Source organism: Mucilaginibacter sabulilitoris, assembly GCF_034262375.1.
GTDB classification, from domain to species: domain Bacteria; phylum Bacteroidota; class Bacteroidia; order Sphingobacteriales; family Sphingobacteriaceae; genus Mucilaginibacter; species Mucilaginibacter sabulilitoris.
Genome location: NZ_CP139558.1, coordinates 7,270,624 through 7,287,642, shown reverse-complemented (window position 1 = coordinate 7,287,642; position 17,019 = coordinate 7,270,624). Strand labels below are relative to the sequence as shown.

General features: G+C 42.6%; 13 protein-coding genes. 3 read left to right on the top strand and 10 right to left on the bottom strand.

The window, feature by feature from the left end:
- Nucleotides 1-168: 168 nt before the first annotated feature.
- Nucleotides 169-1,683, top strand: a complete 1,515-nt coding sequence (locus tag SNE25_RS30735) for a serine hydrolase (RefSeq protein ID WP_321562831.1) — start codon at nt 169-171, stop codon at nt 1,681-1,683.
- Between the two features lie 269 nt (nt 1,684-1,952).
- Here the strand turns inward: SNE25_RS30735 and SNE25_RS30730 are convergent, their stop codons facing one another.
- From SNE25_RS30730 to SNE25_RS30705, 6 genes are all read right to left on the bottom strand, one after another.
- On the bottom strand, nt 1,953-3,464 hold the full coding sequence (locus tag SNE25_RS30730; RefSeq protein ID WP_321562830.1) for a serine hydrolase domain-containing protein: 1,512 nt from the start codon (nt 3,462-3,464) through the stop codon (nt 1,953-1,955).
- Between the two features lie 169 nt (nt 3,465-3,633).
- Entirely contained in the window at nt 3,634-6,024 is a 2,391-nt protein-coding gene (locus tag SNE25_RS30725; protein WP_321562829.1) for an ABC transporter permease, read from the bottom strand.
- A gap of 764 nt (nt 6,025-6,788) precedes the next feature.
- Entirely contained in the window at nt 6,789-7,136 is a 348-nt protein-coding gene (locus SNE25_RS30720) for a transcriptional regulator (RefSeq protein ID WP_321562828.1), read from the bottom strand.
- Between the two features lie 109 nt (nt 7,137-7,245).
- Nucleotides 7,246-7,497, bottom strand: a complete 252-nt coding sequence (locus SNE25_RS30715; protein ID WP_321562827.1) for an HNH endonuclease — start codon at nt 7,495-7,497, stop codon at nt 7,246-7,248.
- Nucleotides 7,498-7,731: 234 nt separating this feature from the next.
- Nucleotides 7,732-9,183, bottom strand: a complete 1,452-nt coding sequence (locus SNE25_RS30710) for an IS1182 family transposase (protein WP_321562826.1) — start codon at nt 9,181-9,183, stop codon at nt 7,732-7,734.
- A gap of 76 nt (nt 9,184-9,259) precedes the next feature.
- Nucleotides 9,260-10,702, bottom strand: a complete 1,443-nt coding sequence (locus SNE25_RS30705) for a reverse transcriptase domain-containing protein (RefSeq protein WP_321562825.1) — start codon at nt 10,700-10,702, stop codon at nt 9,260-9,262.
- A gap of 923 nt (nt 10,703-11,625) precedes the next feature.
- On the opposite strand from SNE25_RS30705, the gene SNE25_RS30700 reads away from it, so the two are divergent.
- Nucleotides 11,626-13,113 carry a hypothetical protein gene (locus SNE25_RS30700; protein WP_321562824.1) on the top strand — a complete coding sequence of 496 codons (1,488 nt, stop codon included), beginning with the start codon at nt 11,626-11,628 and terminating at the stop codon, nt 13,111-13,113.
- Between the two features lie 122 nt (nt 13,114-13,235).
- Nucleotides 13,236-13,601, top strand: a complete 366-nt coding sequence (locus tag SNE25_RS30695) for a hypothetical protein (RefSeq protein ID WP_321562823.1) — start codon at nt 13,236-13,238, stop codon at nt 13,599-13,601.
- Nucleotides 13,602-13,718: 117 nt separating this feature from the next.
- Here SNE25_RS30695 and SNE25_RS30690 read toward each other — a convergent pair whose 3' ends face one another.
- The 4 genes from SNE25_RS30690 to SNE25_RS30675 all read right to left on the bottom strand — a co-directional run bounded on the left by SNE25_RS30690 (nt 13,719) and on the right by SNE25_RS30675 (nt 16,941).
- Nucleotides 13,719-14,183, bottom strand: a complete 465-nt coding sequence (locus tag SNE25_RS30690; protein WP_321562822.1) for a DUF4468 domain-containing protein — start codon at nt 14,181-14,183, stop codon at nt 13,719-13,721.
- 708 nt (nt 14,184-14,891) lie between these two features.
- On the bottom strand, nt 14,892-15,527 hold the full coding sequence (locus tag SNE25_RS30685) for an NAD(P)H-binding protein (RefSeq protein WP_321562821.1): 636 nt from the start codon (nt 15,525-15,527) through the stop codon (nt 14,892-14,894).
- Between the two features lie 19 nt (nt 15,528-15,546).
- On the bottom strand, nt 15,547-15,945 hold the full coding sequence (locus tag SNE25_RS30680; RefSeq protein WP_321562820.1) for a cupin domain-containing protein: 399 nt from the start codon (nt 15,943-15,945) through the stop codon (nt 15,547-15,549).
- A 69-nt stretch (nt 15,946-16,014) separates the two neighbouring features.
- The gene (locus SNE25_RS30675) at nt 16,015-16,941 is read right to left on the bottom strand and encodes an alpha/beta hydrolase (RefSeq protein WP_321562819.1); all 927 of its coding nucleotides are present in this window, start codon (nt 16,939-16,941) and stop codon (nt 16,015-16,017) included.
- Between the last annotated feature and the right edge of the window lie 78 nt (nt 16,942-17,019).

Below are 17,019 nucleotides of genomic sequence, written 5' to 3'. Positions count from 1 at the left end.
TTCTATTTTTCCGCTATAGAAAGCATTATTTTTGATTGAAAAATATTCTCACAAAGCCCGCAAAAACATCGGCTGCTGTCACGTTTTGATTCTTTTAAACATCTTGCGTTTGGCCGCGGCCTTTATTGGGGGCAAATGCACCGAAAAGCCCTCAATTCGACCCATAAGATGATAAATAACTTTCTAAAAAAAGCAAGTTTTAAGGTGCTATTACTAATTGCACTTTGTTTTATTGTGTTTCGGACACAAGGACAAAACCTGCGCCAGGACCCACGGTTGCGAGGTATCGACACCATGGTAAACCGTGTTCTTCGCGACTGGCATGTGGTGGGTTGCGCAGTTGCCGTGGTTGAAAAAGGGAAAGTGATCTACGCTAACGGATTTGGGTATAGGGACCTTGAGCAAAAGCTGCCAGTAACACCGAACACCGTGTTTTCCATCGCCTCCTGTACCAAAGCTTTTACAGGGCAACTGATTGGCACACTCGTTACAGACGGCAAACTCGATATTAATAAACCTGTACATGGTTACTACCCGGAACTGGTATTTTACAACGATTTACTGACCAATAACGTGACGGTTAAAGATATGCTTACTCACCGCACCGGGCTGCCCAGGCACGATTGGCTTACACATTCTAAAGTGCCCTTATCAATGGATAGCATCGTTTACCGCATCCGGTTCTTAGAGCCCTCGGCCGGCTTTCGGGAAGAACTGAAGTATTGTAACCTGATGTACACTGTACTGGGCGGACTTGTGCAAAAATTGAGCGGAAAGACCTGGGAAGCCTACATGAAGGAAAAGATATTAGCCCCGTTGGAAATGGGCAGTACCAGTTCTCTGATCTCTGACCTGGATAAATCGTCCGAGTATTCTTTGGGATATACATTAAGGGGCGATACGATCATCAAAGGTACTCCCGGAAGCGACGGCGCTAATCCTGCGGGCAGTATGAATTCATCAGTGAATGATATGGCCAAATGGTTGATCGCTATGACCAATGATGGGAAGTACAAGGGGAGGCAGGTGTTATCCGCAAAGTTTATCCGGGAGGCCACTTCGCCGCAAATGAGTGCCCCTTCCCATCCACGCCCCGGTCTGCCGGCTTATCCGGATTGTTACTTTGGTGATTATGGCTACGGTTGGAATATCGCCTCTTACCGGGGGCACTACGAGGTGACACATAGCGGCGACCTACCACTTTATTCTTCTACGACATCCTTTTTCCCGACTGACAGCCTGGGCATCGTCGTACTGGTCAACAAATTCGACGCGACCATTGCAGAGATCATTACAGCCCAAATCGCTGATAAAATGCTCTCGTTACTTTACAAAAACTGGAATGGGCTAATCCTGGCACGGCAACCAAAGGCTGGTTCGCCTGCGTCAGTACAAAAACGCCCGGCCGGGGCTCAGTTAACACACCCATTGAACGACTACACGGGTACTTACCTGCACCCGGCTTATGGGAGTATTGTGATATCCAGCATAAACGATACCCTTCACGCTACACACAATGGGCAACCGATCTTTTTCGAACACCTGAGCTTCGACATCTTCAGGGCGCGCGTACCAGGTGGCAGGCTACAGTTTCATATGAACACTGTGGGTGACATCATTTCACTTTCCGGCGCGTTAGAACCGGAAGTAGCGGATATCACGTTTTTGAAAAAGAAAAATTGAGTGGTATTTTTATCCAGAGAGCATCTGCAAGCTCCCGCCTTTGTTGGTTTTGTCATCAATAAAAACCATTGCGATTACTTTATAAAGATATTTATGAGATTTCGAACACCTTAAAACGCGGCGTATTTGTAATAAACTACTAAACCCGAGCATCGCTGGGTTTAGTTTAGTTTTGCAGGGTGAATGGGATTCTATTAGAACACTTGGATGGAATCTTGGAAGTCATAAAGGAAATTATTGCGGACTGTATGGCCTTGTGAGTAACAAATTTATTTATTACCGTCAAAGTGAACCCGCAACGTGTCATTTATAGGCAGAGTTCCTTCTTTAATTATTACTTGATTACTTTTTAACTTGAAATCAATTTTATAGTCATTAATTTTTGTTAATGTATTAAGATCTACCACGAAGTCATCTTGCGATTTCCAATAACCTCTGATTGCATAGACATGGCTCGAAGAAGTGTCCTTAAAATAACGATATTTTGTTCCTGTACCCAATGGATAATTGACAACCTTTCCGGATAAGTAGGTAATTCTGAATATAGTATCAGCATAACCGGAGGTGATGATCCGCAATGTCGAAATATTCAGGCTGTTTTTTCCTAAGATCATCGTACGGTTGGGCAAGACATCCTGCTGGGTGCTTGCCAAATTATCTACGGGCAGAATGCCGTTGATTTTTGCCGCATTGACAATTGCTGCTTTCAGACTATCGGCGGCAGGTTGATTTTTATTTAAAGCATCCAAATGAACTGAATGCCCAATAAGTTCATCTAATCCTCCTTTTTCATCCCAGTTATAACCACCGCCGGTAGCAATGACAATGGCATTATATAACCTATCAACGTGAATTCTTTGCCCGCCCCGGCCTACAGCCTGAAAAGAATGGTCATTATCGACCCAAAATCCATAACCATATCCTTTACCGCCACTAAAAGGGATTTGTATATTAGTTGCCTTCCTGATATAATCCTCTGAAATAAGCTGAACGCCATTCCATTTTCCATTACTCAATAATAAACGTCCTATTTTTGCCATATCATATGGCTTGATGGCCAGATCTCCCCATCCGTAATTAACACCTTTATTATTTTTCGTCCAATAGAAATTCTTGATCCCCATTGGTTTAAACAGGTGTTTATCCGCAAATTTTTCGGGAGATACTTTTGTAGAACGGTATAGAATCTCCGCAAGAAGGTAGAAATTACAACTGCAATAAGAGAACTGTTTCCCAGAGGGACTTGTGCTTGGAATGTTAAAAATATATACCGGCCAATCGGATGCCTTGAAAAGCCCGGAGAATAAAGTTTCCTCATTATCTCCCCTGCAATCCAAACCGGAGGTCATGGTAAGTAAGTCTTTTATAGTTAAAGTCTGGAAGTTCTCACTGTATGACTTAATTTCCGGAAAATAGTTTTTGACTAATTCATTTTCGTCGCGGATAAATCCCTTATCTATGGCAATACCAACCAATAAAGAGGTGATTGATTTTGTACAGGATGCGATATCATGTTGCAAGCCCGTGGTATAAGGATAAAAATTGGCATTAAAGACGATTTTATTATTCCTTATAATCATAAGGCTGTGGACATTTACCTGATGATTCCGGACATAGGGGAAGATAGCGCTTAATTTCGTGGAAGAAAAGCCTTCTTCCTCAGGTTCCCCTGTTTGAAAAGCAGAAAACTTATCACTGGTTTTAATATTTTGTGACTGTGAAAAAACATGTTCCGCGCAAATGAAAACTAAGATAAGGTATAGTAAAAACTTCTTTGTCATTATCGTTAAATATAATTTAAATTCTGCACACACCTGTTAATAAACAAGCCTCCGTAACGATACAATGCTGCTTTATTAGCTGCATGGAGCACATATTTTTTTCCAATATACCGTGTTGCTTGAGATATCGGGACAGCCTGTGTAATAGTGAACCGTGGGCCAAACATGATTATTCTGCTTTTAAGCCTATTGCAGGATTTAGGGTCGCTGCTTTAATAGACTGGAAGGCAACTGTCAAAAAGGCGATCAAAAGAGCCCCTGCTGCAGCCGCGCCGATCACCCACCATTGAACGGTCGTATGGTAAGCATAATTCTCCAGCCATTGCCGCATAGCGAACCAGGCCATCGGGGAAGCGATCAGGATAGCAATCCCGACAGGTTTGAGAAAATCATTGACCAGCAAGTTAACGAGTTCGGGTACACTGGCACCCAACACTTTGCGGATACTGATTTCGCGGGTACGTTGTTCAGCGGCATAGGCAGCCAGCCCGAATAGGCCTAAACAGGCAATGACGATAGCCAATGTAGTGAAAATCAGGAATAATTCGCTGATACGGTTCTCTTCACGGTATACATGATCAAACTGTTCGTCCATGAAGGTATAATTAAATGCCCGTTCTGGCGCAATACCGGCCCAGGTCTGCTTCAGCCTGCGCATGATGTCATTAAGATGAGTGGTATGAATCTTAATATTCAGCGCGCCTTTGTCCTCCGATAAATGCAGCACGAGGGGCGTGATATTCTCACGCAGGGTGTTAAAGTGAAAATCTTTAACCACGCCGATAACCCGGAAAGGCTGCAACGCCATACTGCCCCGGTAAATTGTTCGATTAAGAGGATCCTTAAAACCAAGAAAACGTGCGGCGGTCTCGTTGATAATGACCGCCGAGGAGTCTGATTTAACACCAGGTAAGAAGTTGCGGCCGGCTTTTAGTTCAATTCCCAGGGTTTGTAAATAACCTTCATCTACCGGCCAGAACTGGGTGAACATACTATGTCCCATATCGGCTTCTTTGGTTGGGAAAAACGCCATGGGCCTGCTGAAGTCCCCTGTGGGCACATAAGTGGTAAAGGAAGCCGACGAAACGCCATTCAACTGTTCAATCTGTTGCTTAAGTATCTTTGCACGGTTATCCAGGCCTTCGGTGTTTTTTATGATCAGTACCTGTTCACGGTTATAACCGAGGTTAGTGGTTTGTATATATTGCAGTTGGTCGTAAATCACCAGCGTACCGATGATGAGAAAAACCGATATCGAAAATTGGAACACCACCAAAGAACGGCGGAGGAACGCCCCCTTTAAGCCGGTGGATAGCTTGCCCTTCAATACTTCCGCGGGCTGAAAAGCAGACAGAAAGAAGGCAGGATAAGCCCCTGCCAGCAGACCGACAACGATCACTGTGAGCAAGGCTGCAGGAATTAGTCGGGTCAAAACAGGCAGATCGAATGCCAGCTGTTTGCCCCATACCTGGTTGAATAAGGGCAACAACAACCAGGCGGACAGAGTAGCGATCACAGTGGCGATCAGCGCCATCAAGGTGGATTCACTCAAAAATTGGAGTACCAACGCCATGCGGCCTGAGCCCAGTACTTTTCGCACGCCCACTTCGCGGGCCCGGCCAACTGACCTGGCAGTTGACAGATTCATGAAATTGACGCAACCGATGAGCAGGATAAAAAGCGCGATAATGGAAAATACCTTTACGTATTGCCCGTTCCCATTGGCGCCAAGTTCCTGTTGTAAATTAGAAGTAAGGTGAATGTCCGTGAGCGGCCTTAGTGCAATCTTCACATAATCATTTTTGCCCATCCAGGAACTGCTGTTCTTCATAGCGAGGGCGGTGAATTGCCGCGCGAGCAGGTCCGGATCGGCGCCGGGGCGCAATAACAGGTAGGTATTATAGCCTCCGCCGCCCCAATTCGGATTGTGACTGTCGGCCAGCGAAGCCATAGACAAGAAAATATCGTAATTAAAATGGCTTTGTCTGGGAACATCTTTGATCACCGCAGTCACCTTATAATTAAGGGTATCGTTCAGTATTAATGTGCTACCTACGGCGGGCTTGCTGCCAAAGTATTTCCTGGCGGCGGTTTCGGTGAGTACAGCGGTAAAAGGTGGCTTTAAAGCCGTAGCGTGATCGCCTACTGCGATAGGTAAAGTAAATACCTCAAATAAGGTCGGGTCGGCATAAATGATCCGGGTTTCCCGTAGGGTGGCATTACCCTTTTTAATTCGAAAGCCGCTCGGCTGCTCGTAGATTATTGGTCTTAACCGGGCTGCCTGTTCCACCGCGGGGAAGTCGCTTTTAGCCGTGCCCGCCAAAGCGCTTTGTACTGCGGCATAGGTATTCGTATTATTGCCATATTTTGCAGTAAGTTCTGCCCGGTATATGCGGTCTGCTTTTAAATTATAGCGGTCGTAACCCGATTCATCCCAAACGTAAAGAACAATGAGTAAACAAATGGTTAGCCCGATCGCTAAGCCCGAAATATTCAACGCCGTAAAACCTTTTTTTGAGGCCAGGCAGCGGAATGCGAGTTTAAAATAATTGGTCAGCATACACGGATAAGTTGGAGGTGACACTAAATTATAGCAGGATACCACAGATTAGCTAAACAAGTGCCTAAAATATAATTAATTGATATTTAAATACTTATTCTATAATTACTCCCCAGGGTTGTATCGGAAACGAACATGTGCCGTGCGGAATCGGCACAGCATGCAGGATCTGAAGGGACCCCTCAATGTAGATTACTTGGCAGGCAGAGGGGGATTCCAATCGAACACTTAGTTCATCTTTTGACGTTTTTTGATGGTATTAGAGAGTAAGGCTATAAACCAAGAAGTTAATGACAATTTTGGTTCGAGTCCCAAGGTCACTTAAGGAAACATGCAACCAAGCGTGTTTCCTTTTTTTATACACATAAGAATCTCATAAGCAGACTGTTAGCGCGCAGTAAAAAGTGGTTCGACTTTTACTATTTTAATTTTATACCGTTTCTAAATTTGGTCTGTTTTTTGAATTACGGAGGGTTTAAGTCCTATTTTTATGGTTCGATTTCCACTTAAGGTAGATTTCTTTCCGCGGGAGTTTCCGGATGGTCGAATACGAAGAGTTAAAGGTTCTCGTAGCCAGTCTGCTTTTTGTTTTTGGGTTTAGGATTAGCTGGTAGTAGTCCAAAAACAGGCGGTGACGCCCCCTTGTAAGAGCATGTTTTCTGATAGTTACTTTCATGGCGTTCAAAATTGGTTACGCATGAAATAACAGTTTGATCTGCTAAAGCTTTGAACGATTTGTATTGTTAAAAAATACCCTATTGATTTTAACCTTTACTTTTCAGTATTTCTACCTTTTCTCGTTCGCTCGCTAAAAGTTGTTCGTAAAGCCTTTTATTTTCCTCAAACAACTCTATTACTTTATCTAATGGATGAAAGGTCGGTTGATAATTTATGGCGTTTAAAGTCGAAGTGTCTGTACTTGTAAAAGTATTCGATATGATATTGAGGACACTATCCTCACTGAAGTTCTTAATTGCTTCTACTGGTACCTTTAGTATTTCAGCAACCTGATTTAAGAGATTTTCCTCAATGACTTCTTTTTGTTCAAGCAACGATACTTTTTTCTGACTCCATTCCTCACCAAGCGCGATAGCCAATGCCTCTTGTTTCAATCGTAGGATGAGCCCCCGGCGCCTTGTTTTATTACTAAAATAGGTTTCCGAGAGCTTTCCTCCAAACCGTACGTGCACCTCTCAGCGCATACGGCTTTCCACAGTATCTTCAGTCCATTTTTCCGTGGTGTATCTTTTGATGACAGGAATGGCAGACCGCAAGGGTCTTTCTTCTTCGTGCGATCATCAGTTTTTCCCATGGTTGTCGTCCTTTCAGGTCCTTAAGTTTCCTGACATGATGCATTTCCAGATCATTCGTTGCGCCGCAATATTCACATAGTTTTGCCTTTAGCCGGTCTATCAGACTGGTTTTGGCAGTAACAATGATGGTATTTGGCAAGCCGTCGACGTTTGCAGACATCTTTGTCGTTTTACGGCGAAAGCTGACCTTTGCAAAGGTGTTCATTTTTTGGAGGGCACTGAAAAAGTAGTGCAATAAAACGAATTACGAAAAGCGATCAAGAGAAAAGGCAACTTTTACTTGGTCGCTTTTTTGTTCTGATTGCTTTTGTGTGGGTGATTTAATGTGGATAATACGGGCCTATAGGAGTTTGGGGAGTGCAAAAAACGGCTAAATACCTCTTTTTATTGTTTTTTAGGCGATCAGTTTGATGATCCTTTTCAGATTGACAGTAAAGATGGCCAATGCGCCCTGCATCTGCATGTTTTCGATACCATAAGCTATCGCCCGGTCATAACCATGAACGTTTTTTAGTTCACTGTTTTTGGCTTCGATCTTATACCTGTGTTTGATGCTTTCCTTATATTGTGTCGTTTCCTGAAAAGCCATCTGTTGTTGGTGCAGGTCTGACTTTATGCTTACAGAATAGGTCTTGGTTTTTGCCCCAGGTTTGTAGCAACCCTCCCTAAATGGGCAGATTTTGCATTTTTCAACATCAAAGTAATACGTGTCTGTCTGATTTGTTCCAACGTTCTTTTTTCCCTGTCTTGATTTTCGTATGGACAAATGCCCTGCAGGGCAAACGAACATATCAGCGTCTTTGTTATAATTGAACTTATCTTCTTCTTTTCTAAACCCCTGGGTAATGGTTGGGTTTAGTTTGGCTACCACCTTAATATCCTGTCCGTTCATTAACGCAAGGTTCTCTTTTCCTGAATAAGCCGAATCGCCGATGATCCTTTCTACTTCAATGCCGTTGTTCTGACTGATCTCCAGAAGCTTGGGAAGTTCCGGCCCATCACCTTTTTCACCTGATGTTACTACCGCAGCGGTAATGATGCGTTCTTCGGTCATCGCCAGATGGGTCTTGTAACCAAAGAATGAGTTGTCAGCTGATTTATGCCCTGTTTTGGCATCCCTGTCTTTAGATAATGTATAATGATCCTGCGTATCCGCTACCGTTTCCTTCAGCAGGTTCAGCTTTTCCTTCACCGCAGGTATCTGGCTTAACGTTTGATCAGCTTCGATGTGCTTTTCCAGCGCGCTGCAATAAGCCAGTTCCTTTTCCAGTTCGTCAGTTGTGTTCTTTTCAGGCATACCGGCCTTCATGTCTTCATCGATAGCATATACCGCTTTGCGGAGCAGTTTCGAGCGTTCCCGCAATACTTCCAATGCTGAATATGGGTTTGACCGTGACAGGGAATGCGTAGCATCAACAATGATGGATCTGGACCGGATGACCCCTTTTTCAATAGCGATAGCGACCGTTTTACCAATGAGCAGGTTTAACAGATCATTATCCTTTAGCCGCAGCTTTCTGAACTTTGTTAATGAACTGGGATCAATAACTTCTTCTTCAGGCGACATATCAAGGAAATATTTGAAAGACATATCATACTGCGAACGCTCAACCACATCAACGTCTGAAACCGTATAAACCGTTTTCAACAACAGATACTTGAACATCCGTACAGGGCTTTCTGCTGCCCGGCCGTTAGTAATGCTGTATTTGCTGATCAGTTCATCATAGATAAAGGTAAAATCTACCAGGTCATTGATCTTCCGCAGAAGATTGTCTTTAGGAACGATCAGGTCATATAAGCCCGAAAACGCGCTAAAATGGATCTTTTGTTGTTGAACGAGCATCTTGTAGTGGCTTTCTTTTGACACTTCAAGATACAAAAAACGGGGTTGAAAAACTGATTTTTCAACCCCGTTTTGCCTATTTAGACTTTTTCAGTGCCCTCATTTTTTGCTCCCCTTTTTGATTACTGTATTTTACAGCGAAGTCTTTATTATGCCGGTATTTTTTGGTTATCCGTCCAATATTAGCGCGATACTTTCTTCCGAAAGTTTTGTACATGCTATATTCCATAATATATCTAAAGGAGTGCAAAGCGGCACTGTTGTTTGCAATCGAATAGTAGTTGGCGAAACCTCTGACTTCGGCGTTATAGGCGTTCAGTATTTCAAGGTCGTCGTTATTAAGCAATTTGATGCGCCCCTTTGGTTTCCATTTTTCCTTTCCGTTATGCCGGATCAGCTTGAGCGCTTCATAGTCGAATAACTTTTTACGAACTGCTTCGATGGGCATTCGTAGTACTACCTTGCTGTTATATGCACGCCTGATATGGCCTAGTTTGTTTCTTTTGACATGATTGGATTTTCGGACGTGGACATCATATCCGAGAAAACGTGCAGGTCTTTGTGCATGGGTGATTAAGGTCTTTTCGTCCGACAAGGTGAGGTCGAGCTTTTCGCTTAAGAAGGTCTTAATGTCTCCTTTTATTTTCTCACAATCTTTTCGACTGCCTATCACACCTATGATAAAATCATCCGCATATCTCACATATTTGAGCCGTTTGTATCCGTTATCCATCTCATTAGCAGAAGAAGCAAGTCTTATGTTTGCTCCGATCTCTTTGATCCGCTGCAGCCTGACCTGCTTAAGTTCCTCGTGTTTACCCTTATTTATTCTGCGAATAAGGGTACATCTTTCATTTTTAAGTTTGAAGTAAGCAGGGTTGCTTGTTCTTCTTTTACCCGTATCAAAGTTGGCTATATATTGTTCAATATACTTGTCCAGCTGGTCAAGGTATATGTTCGCCAGTATGGGACTGACTAGCCCGCCTTGTGGTGTCCCGCTGAACGTTTTATGAAATATCCAGTCTTCGATATATCCTGCGTTTAGAAACTTTCTGATGAGGCGCAGGAAACGCTCATCACTGATCCTTTTTCTAAGGACTTCGATCAAAACGTTGTGTTGGATATTATCAAAGAACCCTTTGATGTCGCCCTCAATGAACCACTTAGCGCCAGTGAAACGATTCTGGACCTGCATTAATGCGGTATGGCAGCTTCTGCTTGGCCGAAAACCATGAGAACAGTTTTCAAACTGACCCTCAAATATGGCTTCCAGTAGCATTCGGATGACCTCCTGTACCAATTTGTCATCTAAAGATGGGATACCCAATGGTCTTTTTTTACCATTTTTCTTGGGGATGTAGACCCGCCTGGCCGGTTGAGGTTGATAAGTTTCGTCTTTGAGTGCGCCTATGAGTTTGTCGATACGGGTTAAACTCATGCTATCAATGGTGGTACCGTCAGTACCTGGCGTCATGTTCCCTACTTTGGCATTGATACGTTGATAGGCAGCATAGTACATTTCCTGATTGAACAGGACCCGATAAAGCCTTTCAAACTTATACTCCGAGGATCGACAGTGTTTCCATAGACTGCCTAATATTATTGCCGGATGTCTCAATGTCTCTCACATTTTCCATTAGTAATGTTAGGCGATACCGCTGTTCCCCTTCGCCATGTACAAGGCTTTCCCTTGCCCGGACTACTATGGGAACTCCGTTGCCATGTCGAATATTCATAAGCCAGAAGCTTAATAGCCACGCCAGTGGCGTTCCGATTTAGGCAATCCCCGTTTAGCACTTTGATAACATAGCTTAATAGATTGTCGGATACGATTTCCGTCCTTTTCTGCTGATTGCAGCTGTGCTGTAACTTGTTCCCGCCGTCATGACTGCTAGGAGGCCATGTCGGTGTTACAGAGTGACAATTCAGCTATCTTACGTCACTGATGCGAGGCTCCCCACTTGGACTATCGTTGAACCAGTTTGGGTTTTATCCTTATATCTATCGTTTCATCTCCGCATTCAGTCGCAAATTCGATAGCTACCTGACTTATGCGTTTACCGACATGCTGATTTCTCCGTTATTGGTTTCCCTCAAGGATAGGTCGGTTGATGATGGGCTTCGGAACACATGCCCAATACTTGCTAAAGTATATTTATCAAAGCCCCTTTACGGGCGCACCCATCATTTCACGAAAGCGCTTAATGTTCCGGCCTTGGTGAATATTTTTTTTCGTGTCAGTAGTATTCATAAGTCAGTATGTAGAGTTCGTTCAAAAATAAACAAAATATTAAAAGCCCGGCTTTATCTAATATAGAAATAATATCCGGTAATTTATCCCTTTAAGGGTATTACATAGTACAGGAGTCGATTAGGTTAGAAAACTCAATATGCAAAAATTTGTACCGGCGATGACAGTCATCGCCAGTTAAATCAAACCATATGTATTTTCGTCATTACGTACCCTGGGAACACTACCCTAAAAATCTGTATTTCGAGGAGATACAAAATCCTTACGCTGCGTTTTCAGAATTCTTTTTCTTCGCAGACCACCCTTGTTTTGAAAAAACACAGTTAACCAAGCTGAAAGAATCGGCGCTTTCTGATGATTATTATACTGGCGAGCGGGGCCCGGGCGAGTTAGTTTACAGCGTTCGCCAATGGTTCCGCTTGATCGAAGCGTGCCATGTACTGTGGAATACACGCAAAATTGATTGTGTTGATGAAGGTCCTGATATTATAACAGCTGAGGCACTGCAGGAAGCCAAACAGCGATGGTCGTACTTTCCGGATGATTTATATGAAAAAGAGTTACTGAACCCATTCTATGCTTTAACTAAAGTGTATGAAGAGATAGGCGTGGAACTTTACCGCGATCATTTGCAACAGTGGCTGTATGCTGCTTTACAAGACTACGAATTGAATAATGAAAGCGTCATCTTGAAAATGGAGAGTATCTACAATAATCTTTGCAAACTACACTCAGCTGCGTGGTTGCTTAACCAAATTGAAAGTGGTTATCCTTATGAAAGTAAAAAGTATAAATCCAAGGATAATGATCCCGTTACCACTGAAGCTCATCCCCCGCCAGCCGGGGACATTCGACTAATACAGCAAAATCTTGTTAACCTCGAATCAATCAGAATGTCGGAGTTTGCCTCGCCCCGTAGGGATGATCATACGAAACTTGCAGGGGCGATATTAGATCTTGAACAATCACTGGCAGCGATCATATATCTTGATGAGGCCAAATCCCCAAATTTCACTTTCCTTTTAATCTTGACAGACAATGAAGATGCGGTGTGGAAAAGAAAACTGGCAGAGTCGATTACAAATGAAACCGAGGTGTATCCCATTGTTTACAGTGTCAGAAGTGCAGTTGAAGGTATAAAATCCGATGGTCGTTTCTGGAATTATGTTTTTACCAAGGGAGTTAATATCTATTCTAAAGATGGATTTACACTGCCCCCATTCCAGATCCAGTCAGCCGAGAAGCAGATAGCGGCGATGAGAGCGATTTGGACCAAATGGAATAAAATCGGCAAAGCATTTTTAGCAGATGCCGAGCGGATTGCCAAAGATTACGATTGCGGGATAGCAACCTTCTTTTTAAGCCAGGTCTCAGGCCATGCACTCAAATGTGTGCTTCAATTGGCCATTGGCTTCCGGCAGCCGGTTGATGACCTCGCGAAGCTATTGACTTTAACACGGATGTTATCCGATGATTTCGCCAATGTTTTTAGATTGGACACAACCATTGGCAAAAAGAATTTTCAACGTCTATGTGACCGCTACACCAAGGTTGCAGATTACGAAAGTTCCCTTAATATATTCGTCGTAAATAACATCATTGATACCGTTCGCCGTTTGACAGTACAGGTCGAAAACTTTTACAAGAAAGAATTAAAGAAAATTGAATCAACAGAATAACCATTATCCCTTCTGGTTTGCTATGCTTCAATGGATATCTTCAGCTATTAAACTCCTAAGACTTTTGGAAATTTACAAACGGGTTTACGGCTCACTTCGCGGCATCACAGGATTTTTGTTGGATGAACAAATCAAATAAAAGCGATTCAATCGGCCTGCTCTTCCAGCAGGCCTTGAATAAAAAGCTCGAATCCGATCTAAGCAAGCACCACAAAAACAATTTACGCTATGCCTTTAACCATTTCATGGAGTTTATTGGAGCGGAAGGACGTAAAATGTCGATCCGTGAATTGACCACCTCCAGGATTGAAGAGTTCTTACAGCTTTTTGGCTCTTCCGCAACGTATTACATGAACAGGCGGCGGGAGCTGAACATACTTTTTAACCTCGCTTCGAGAATGATTGACGAGGATTTACTGGCGGCGAAAGAACAGAATCCAGGAGAATCAAAGCAACACTCCATTTGGCTTACGAAAAAGAACAGTTAGAACCTGTCTTTACTTTCCTGAAAGCTAACATTTTGGTGTGTTTTATCCACATTGCTAGAAACTACTGTATTTTAAGGAAGCGGTGTTTTACCATAACCTTTACTTTGCGGTGTTACCTTATTTTATTAAAACCCAAACTGCTTTTATTGACATTGTCTCTTTCAACTGGGATACAACTTTCTTCAACATTCCAGTTGCCCGGCGCGGGGTTACCACCTTTTCATCATAGGTGACATTATTGATCACATATTTATACTTGCCGTCTGTAACTGATATGTCCGTGCTAAAATTTACAATATAAGAAGTTCCGCCCAGGTCGCTCATTTTATCCTTTTCTATGGTTGTAGAATTTGCAATTAACCGACCCAATGCAGGATCATCCATCTGTATAACATCTTTCTTAAGAATAGTATTTTTAGCTAGGTATGCTTTAGCACGGCTGTATAGTTCCGCTTTACTGCAGTCAATTGATACCGTGTCAGTGTAGATTCCTGGAAGGTTGGTATTCCCCAGGGTTTCAGTTTGAGCAAAAGTAGCTTTGCTGATAAGGAAAATTGAAAGTAAAAGGATTAGGTTTTTCATGTTGTAAATATTACGCTTATTAGGTTTGATACACTAAGTAAAAATACAAATTCAAAATATTATCAAAAACAGGGTATATTATCCTTTAAAGTGATACCTAAAGTGATACCGTGTGTGTTTATAAAAAAAGCCTTTACGGTATGTATTAGGCTTTTTATAGGTATAGAATGCGGAGAGGGAGGGTTCTGAATATTTCTATATAACTCCCCCACTGTCAATATGTTAACATTGCCATTTTTTCAAACGCAACGAATCACGCAATGGGCGAATAACTCTAATTGTTATTTCAAATATACTGAAAGTTTAGGAATTTGGATGCGATGACTATCTTCAAATAAGATATTGGTTCGAGCCCAGTTAGGGAGCATAAAGGAACGCAATAGTGCCGCGTTCCCTTATGCTTCCTAACTTTGTGGCAATAAGAATCTTAGCCAATTTTAAAATTGGTTCGATAATTTCACGATGGCTTTTTCTCCTTTTTGACTTAGGAACTCAAAAAGTGCGTTTACATATGCCTGGGAGCATTTTTTCTAAGGTTCGATTTTGGTTAAGTTTCATAAATCATTTGGCATCATCTAATTTGTTGTAAGCCGTAGCGATATGATAGAGGAAATCTAATATTATGAAGCTTCATTGTAATGTTGAAATAATAGCCAATATCGCATCTGTAATTGCTTCAAATCTTTCTTTTTTCATTGTTTATCTATTTTAATAGAAAGCCGGCTTATCTCCATAAACACTCGGTTTATTGACACCAACGCTTGCATTTACATCTTTGCGGGGATTTTCGATGATGTCGGTTATATATGCCGCTACTGCTTTTCTTGCCACTTCCGTGCCTTTGAATGGCTCTCCCTTTTGGGTGGTTTCATAATCCGTTTCATCATTATTGGTCAACCAGGACGGACGGACAACGGTATAGTCCAGATCTGACTTTTCAATGATATCCGCCGCTTTACGGTAAGGAACAAGATCAGAACCGATCATCATCTCGTTCCATTCTCCAAACTTGCTTACCACTTCTTTATAAATGCCTAAAGAGGTTACGAATATCAAACGCTTCACATCATTGGTATCCATTGCAACTACAATTTCTTTTGCCATTTTATCTACTGCACCCGAAAGGTTTGCGTAAACAATATCCTGATCTTTGATCGCTTCGTTCAAATCGTTTGCGTTTAACACATCTCCTTCAATGATTTTTGCGGATGCCGTAAACTGTTTTATGTGATTGACATCTCTTGCGAAGAGTGTTAATTCGATATTTTCTTTAGTGGTAAGAGATGCTATAACGTGTTGTGCAATCGCTCCGTTTGCACCCAATACCAATACTTTTGTTTTCATGTTCATCTTGCTGTAATTATTAAAAATTGTATTGCTCGTCGGAAACAGGTTCCATCCAGTTTACCAATCCTTTTTCAGCATTAAGTCCTATTGCAGTGTGGATCATAATACCATCAGGCGATGCCCCATGCCAGTGTTTTACACCAGGTTTAACATTAATAAGGCCTCCAGCCGGGATCTTTTGAATAGGATCGCCGTCTTCCTGATAATAACAAACCCCTTCTCTTATCAAGAGGATCTGATTGCTTCCATGGGTATGCCAATTGTTGCGGGCCCCTGGTTCGAACAGAACTTCTCCAACATAGGCATTGGTACCATGTTCGGGGCTCACATAGGTTTTTAACCAGGCCTTGCCTGTGAAAAGATCTCTCCTTACATCGCTATATCCTTTTTCTGGTAATTCATTTACGTTGTACATTTCTTGAAAATTAAATAAGCCCATAGCCGCACCTTGGAAAAGGACCATGGGCATTTCGTATTTTAATGATTAGAGATTTTCTTTAAAGAAAGGAATAGCTTTCTCCAATGCCTGTTTCACAGGCTCCGGCTGGTCGTACAGGTCGTAGTGAGAAAACCCTTTGATAACCAAAAGCTCTTTTTTTGCTGAAGCGGCACGGCGAACAATTTCATACCCGTCCCTGAATGCCCCAAAACCTCCCGGCTTGTCACCGATTACCACAAGGATAGGCTGTGTCAGTAAAGTTTCAGACAGGTAGAAAGCATCCCAACCCATTCCGACACCCATACGGGAATACACGGCACTGGTCGCTCCGCCCTTGGTCTGACCACGAGAAGTCTTGTAATAATCAGTAGCTTCCAGCACGTCTATATCTTCGATACCTGCTGCTTTTCCTGCTTCTACGCTATCCGGCAGCATATTGATGGTCAATAAATCCCCACCTTTCGCTTCCGCAGAACGTTGCGTAGCGACTTTGCTCAATACTTCCATCGGGCTTCCGCCTGCAAAACCATCACGGAGCAAACGACCAAAGTTAACCCCTGTAATGGATACAACGGCTTTGATACGGCGTTCGGTCATGGCAATATTTAGTGAATAAGCACCACCGCCACATACACCAAGAATACCGATTTTGTCAGCATCTACGTATGGAAGTGTTTCGAGATAGTCAATGGCATATCGCACATCATCTGTTCGGTGATATGGATTTTCGATGTATCTCGGCGTTCCGCCACTTTCTCCCTGAAAAGAGGCATCAAAAGCCAAAACTATAAAGCCTGCTTCTGCCAATGCTTTACCATATACATTACCTGCTGTCTGTTCTTTACAGCTTCCTATAGGGTGCATGGTTACAACAGTTGCATATTTTTTGTTTTCGTCAAAATCAGCAGGGAAGTGCAAAATTCCTGCATTATCCCAGGCTATATTCTTGAATTTTATTGCTTGTGTACTCATTGTTCAATTTTTTTAAGATTTAAAAAGCCTGAGGGTGCTTTCATACCTCACCTGGCTTTCTTAAAAGATGGTGTTTAA